Source organism: Rhodococcus sp. 05-2254-6 (genome assembly GCF_002258565.1).
GTDB lineage: Bacteria > Actinomycetota > Actinomycetes > Mycobacteriales > Mycobacteriaceae > Rhodococcoides.
Map to the genome: position 1 here is coordinate 1 of NZ_NOZF01000164.1, position 5,356 is coordinate 5,356.

A 5,356-nucleotide genomic window follows, 5' to 3' on the forward strand; every position below is an offset into this window, starting at 1 on the left:
CGCGCCGGCTCCCGCAGTCCCCACTGCCGCACCGTCCGGCCGAGAGCCAAGAACTTCTCCTTGGGTCCGTCGGCCGCGTCCACCGCTGCGTCGACGGTGTCTCCGAGCTCGGTGTATCCGTCGACGACGAGCAGCGTCAGCAGCTCGTCGCGGCTGGCGACGTATCGGTAGACGGCCGAGGAGACGACACCGAGGTCCCGCGCGACAGCGCGTAACGACAGGGCCGCGGCACCGTCGGCAGCCAGGTGTTCGCGGCCGATGCGCGTGATATCGGCCAGGGTCTGGGCGCGGGCTCGGGTGCGGGGAGTGCTCGCCATGGCTGCCACTGTAACTGCTGCTCTTTTCAGAGAGCAGTGCTCTTGCATTATCTCCGCCGTGGGTGCACACTCTTCATAACAGAGAGCACCGCTCTCGTTTTCCTCGAATGGAGCGATCATGACCGAACTTCACGTCGTCACCGGAGCCGGACCCGTCGGCTGGACGGTCGCCGAACAGCTTGCTGCGCAGGGGCATTCGGTACGGGTCCTCACCCGATCCGGCAGCGGACCCGAGCACCCGATGATCGAACGCCGCGCAGTCGACATCGAATCCGACGATCTCCGTCGACACCTCGACGGCGCCACCGCCGTCTACCACTGCACCCACGTCGCCTACGAGAACACGGTGTGGCGGAACAAGCTCGTCGCCATGGAGAACCGCGTGCTCGACGCGGCCGCGGGCACCGTCGTTGCGTTTCCCGAAAGTCTGTACGCCTACGGCCGGGTCGACGGTCCGATACGCGAGGACTCACCCCGCGAGGCGACGTTCCGAAAATTGGGAGTGCGGACCGAACTTCTGGCCGCGCGTGATGCGCACGCAACCCCCACCGTGAGCGTCGCGGCGTCGGACTTCTACGGGCCTCGGGTGATCATCTCGCACATGGGTGAGCGGGTCATCTCGCCGATTCTCGCCGGAAAGCCGGTCCGCGTCCTCGCCTCCGCCGACCTTCCTCACTCGTTCACCTACGTCCCGGATCTGGCAGCCGCCATGCTCACGGCCGCGGCGTCCCCGTCGATGTGGAACACCGTCCTGCATGCGCCCACCGCGCCCGCGGTCTCGCAGCGCACGATGATCGAGATGTTCTCGGCTGCTGCAGATCTGCCGACTCCGAAGGTCGGTGCCATTCCGGCCTGGGCACTACGACTGCTGAGCGCGGTGCCCGGTCCGATGAAGGAGCTCGGCGACACCCTCTACCAGTTCCGCTATCCCTACCTTCTCGACTCGAGCCGCAGCGAGGCGATCCTCGGGCTACAGCCCACCCCACTCGCCGACGGCACAGCCGCAACGATGGCGTGGTGGACAGCCTCGACGCCCGCCGTCTCCGCATGACGGGCGGGGGCTAAAGTCCCGTCGGTGAGCGACGCTTCCTTCCGTACCCGACTGCGTGAGTCTCCGGGGGTCGGCAAGCTGACGACCATTCGGTTCGCCGGTCAGTTCGGCGACGGGTTGTTCCAGGCCGCGCTCAGTGGTGCCATTCTCTTCAACCCCGAGCGCGCGACCAATCCGGCCGAGATCGCGGCCGGATTCGCGGTGCTGCTGGTCCCGTATTCCTTGGTGGGTCCGTTCGCCGGAGCGCTTCTCGACCGCTGGGATCGCCGATCGGTCCTGCTGTGGGCCAACATCGTTCGTATGGTGCTGATCGTCGCCACCGCAATCCTGCTGTGCGCCGGGGAGGACGCCACACCGTTGTTGCTGTTGGCTTTGGCCACCGTAGGGCTCAGTCGGTTCGTGCTCGCGGGAGCGTCGGCATCACTGCCGCACGTGGTTCGGCAATCGTGGCTGGTACCGATGAACTCGGTGCTGGCCACCGTCGGATCCGGTTTCGCAGCGGCAGGTGCGGGCCTCGCCGTAGCGGTGATCGGCGTGATCGGTGCCGGGGATTTCGGCTCGGGTGTCGCCGTGGGTCTCTCGGCCACCGGGTCGGTCGTCGGGGCGCTCGCCGCCGCGCGGTTCCGACCACGATCCCTCGGCCCGGGCATCGAGAGCCGCACCGACAGTCCACTGAAAGACGTTGCTGAAGGGCTGAAATCGGGTGCGCAGGCCGTCTGGCGGTCCGCCGGTGTCACGACCGCGATGCTCGGCATCGGCGCGCACCGCATCGTGTTCGGCATCAACACTCTGATCATGGTGTTGGTTCTCCGCGAAACGACGAGCAGCACCCTGCCCGGCGGCCTTGCCGGCTTCGGCATCGCCGTCGGTGCCTCGGCGGTCGGCATGTTCCTCGCCGCCCTGATCACCCCCTTCGCCGTTCCCCGGTTCGGACGCACCCGCACGATCGCTGCCGCACTTGTGCTCGCCATCGTGGCGCAGCTCGGTGCCGTCTCGGGCCTGACGCAAACCAGCTTGCTGATCGGAGCCTTCCTCCTGGGCATCGCCGGGCAGACCGTCAAACTCAGTGGCGACGCTGCCATGCAGATCGAGATCGACGACGCCCATCGCGGACGCGTCTTCGCGTTGCAGGACACCGTGTTCAACGTCGCCTTCGTCGCCGCCCTCGCTGCGGCGGCCTTCGCCGTCGGCCCCGACACGACCGATCTGAGCCAGGACCCCACCGTGCACATCCTGGTGTTCGTCGGGGCAGGTATCTACGCCCTCGGCCTGGCCGCAGCGGTGGTGAACACCGGGCGCACACGCCGCTGACGTGGTGTATCTTTCCGTATCGGACCGATGGGTTTCGTCGGAGAACACGGGGGCACCGCATGCACGGCCGCTCGGCGTCACTCGGCTGCATACTCGCGGTCGCCGCAGGTACGGCCGTTCTCGCTGCACCACCGGCGTTCGCGGCGCCGCCTCCGCCGGTGAACTCCTGTGGCGAAACAGGATTCGACCCCAAGGACTACCCACCCGAGCCCATCGGGCCGGGTAATCCGCCCCAGCTGCCGCCGTTGCCGGATCGTGTGGTGATTCCCGTGCCCTATCCGTCGGTGGAACTCGTACCGGTTCCCGATCCGGCCCCGAACAACACCCGCGTACAGGCCGAGCCGCTGACCGACCCGTGTGCGGACCCGTGCCCCGATCTCACCGACGACACCGATGCACCGACGCCGGCAACGGGCTCGGCAGACCATCTGCCGTTCCCGCGCATCGAGATCGACCCGCAACCCGAGACCATTCCGATCCCGATTCCCGGCCCCGCTGCCCCGGGAACGCTGCCGCCCGCGTCCGCCGTCAACCCAGCGGAGCCAGGACCCACGACGGTGCCGCCCGGAGCACCTGCCGTCGGAAACGTCGAGGTCGTCTCCCAGCTGACCGGACCGGGATCGGAGAACCGCACCGACAAGCGCTGGCAGGTGAACGGAACCGACCTCGGCATCATGTGGGAGAGCAAGCCCGGTGAAGTCGCCGTGGCCTTCGGCGATTCCTTCGGCAAAGGGTGGGAATTCGGCGTCGTGGGTGGCGACGACTGGCGTTCCAACGCACTCGGCCACAGCACCGACACCGACCTGTCCGACGGCATGACCCTGGACTCCATGGTGCAGGATTCCCGTTGTCACGCAGCCGAACTGCTGCCGTCGCGCAAGGTAAAGAATTGGGAGACGACGGTCATCCCCACGTCCGGTTTCGCGATCGACGACCGGCAGTACATGTCGTACATGTCCATCAGGCGCTGGAGCACGATTCCCGGCATGTGGTGGACCAACTACGGCGGCATCGCCTACTCGGACGACAACGGTTCCACCTGGGTCAAAGACGAGCATGCCAAGTGGGACAACGTCTTCGGCTTCTCCAAGTTCCAGGTGTCGACGATGGTCCCGGCGGGGGAGTACGTCTACATGTTCGGCACCGTCAACGGACGCGCCGGACAGGTCGGGCTCGCCCGCGTCCCGAACGCCGACGTGTTGAACAAGACCGCCTACCAGTACTGGGTGAACGGCACCTGGGCTCCCGTCGGATCGAACGAGGCCACCCCCATCGCCGACGGTATGGCCGGGGAACTGTCGGTCCATCACGACGAGGTCCGTGGCCTCTGGCGGATGACGTATCTCGATCCGCTGCGCGGCGATATCGTTCTGCGCGAATCGAATTCACCGCAAGGTCAGTGGACCGCGCCGACCACCCTGATCGACACCGCCGAGTACCCCAAGACCTACGGCGGCTTCGTTCACCCGTGGTCGACGGCGAACGAGCTGTACTTCACGATCTCGGAGTGGGACAGCTACAACGTCTATCTGGTCAAGGCCGAGCTTCGCTCGTCGTGAGCGGAAACTCGTAGCAGGCTACGAGGTTTCGTGCACATGCGGCGCAGCCGCTCCTACTGCGTGGGCCACCACTCGAGCAGCGCGGCCTCCGCGTCCTCGCGGGAGAGCGGTCCGCGGTCGAGACGCAGTTCCTTCAGAAATTTCCATGCCTTGCCCACGTCGGGTCCGGCCGGGATGTTCAGCAACTCCATGATCGCGTTGCCGTCGAGGTCGGGCCGCACCCGCGCCAGATCCTCCTGCTCGGCGATGCGGGCGATGCGTTCTTCCAGGTCGTCGTAGGTGGCCTGCAACGCGGCGGCTCGACGCTTGTTCCTCGTGGTCGAGTCGGCCCGAACCAGCTTGTGCAGCTTGGGCAGTAGCTCGCCGGCGTCCGTGGCGTAGCGCCGCACGGCCGAATCGGTCCACTGGCCCTTGCCGTAGCCGTGGAAACGCAGATGCAGGAACACCAGATGCGAGACATCCTCGATCATCTTCTTGGAATACTTCAAGGCGCGCATGCGCTTTCGCACCAATTTGGCACCGACGACCTCGTGATGATGGAAGCTGACTCCGCCGCCCGGCTCGTTTCGCTTGGTATCGGGCTTGCCGATATCGTGCAGCAGTGCGGCCCAACGCAATACGAGGTCCGGATCGCCGTCCTCGAGATCGATGGCCTGCTTCAGCACGGTCAGCGAGTGGGTGTACACGTCCTTGTGCTGGTGATGCTCGTCGATCTCGAGCTTCATGTTGGGCACCTCGGGGATGATCCGCTGCGCCAGGCCCGTCTCGCACATCACGTCGATGCCGTCGATCGGGTGCTCGCCGAGGATCAGCTTGTCCAGCTCCACCTGGATTCGCTCGGCGGTGATGCGGTCGATCTGCTCCGCCATGTCCTCGATGGCCCGGTGCACCCGTGGCATCAGAGTGAACCCCAGCTGGGAGACGAACCGCGCGGCCCGCAGCATGCGCAGGGGATCGTCTCCGAACGAGACCTCCGGTGCCGAGGGAGTATCGAGAACGCCCTCGAGTAACGCGTCCATACCGCCGAGCGGATCGACGAATTCCTGGGCACCGTCCGCGCCGAGACGTACTGCCATGGCGTTGACGGTGAAATCGCGTCGAACGAGATCTTCTTCGAG

At 66.3% G+C, this 5,356-nt stretch carries 5 protein-coding genes; 3 read left to right on the forward strand and 2 right to left on the reverse strand.

Annotated features, from left to right (window positions below):
- Nucleotides 1-317: TetR/AcrR family transcriptional regulator (locus tag CH256_RS22730; protein ID WP_143536652.1), on the reverse strand; the 317-nt coding region annotated here is incomplete at its 3' end.
- Nucleotides 318-435: 118 nt separating this feature from the next.
- On the opposite strand from CH256_RS22730, the gene CH256_RS22735 reads away from it, so the two are divergent.
- The 3 genes from CH256_RS22735 to CH256_RS22745 are packed head-to-tail and all read left to right on the forward strand — an operon-like array spanning nucleotide 436 to nucleotide 4,238.
- Nucleotides 436-1,368, forward strand: coding sequence for an NAD-dependent epimerase/dehydratase family protein (locus CH256_RS22735; RefSeq protein WP_094670639.1), 933 nt, complete (start codon nucleotides 436-438; stop codon nucleotides 1,366-1,368).
- 24 nt (nucleotides 1,369-1,392) lie between these two features.
- On the forward strand, nucleotides 1,393-2,679 hold the full coding sequence (locus CH256_RS22740) for an MFS transporter (RefSeq protein WP_094670640.1): 1,287 nt from the start codon (nucleotides 1,393-1,395) through the stop codon (nucleotides 2,677-2,679).
- Nucleotides 2,680-2,738: 59 nt separating this feature from the next.
- Nucleotides 2,739-4,238, forward strand: coding sequence for a DUF4185 domain-containing protein (locus CH256_RS22745; protein WP_094670641.1), 1,500 nt, complete (start codon nucleotides 2,739-2,741; stop codon nucleotides 4,236-4,238).
- Nucleotides 4,239-4,291: 53 nt separating this feature from the next.
- Here the strand turns inward: CH256_RS22745 and CH256_RS22750 are convergent.
- A partial coding sequence (locus CH256_RS22750; RefSeq protein WP_094670642.1) for a CCA tRNA nucleotidyltransferase occupies nucleotides 4,292-5,356 on the reverse strand: 1,065 nt, incomplete at its 5' end.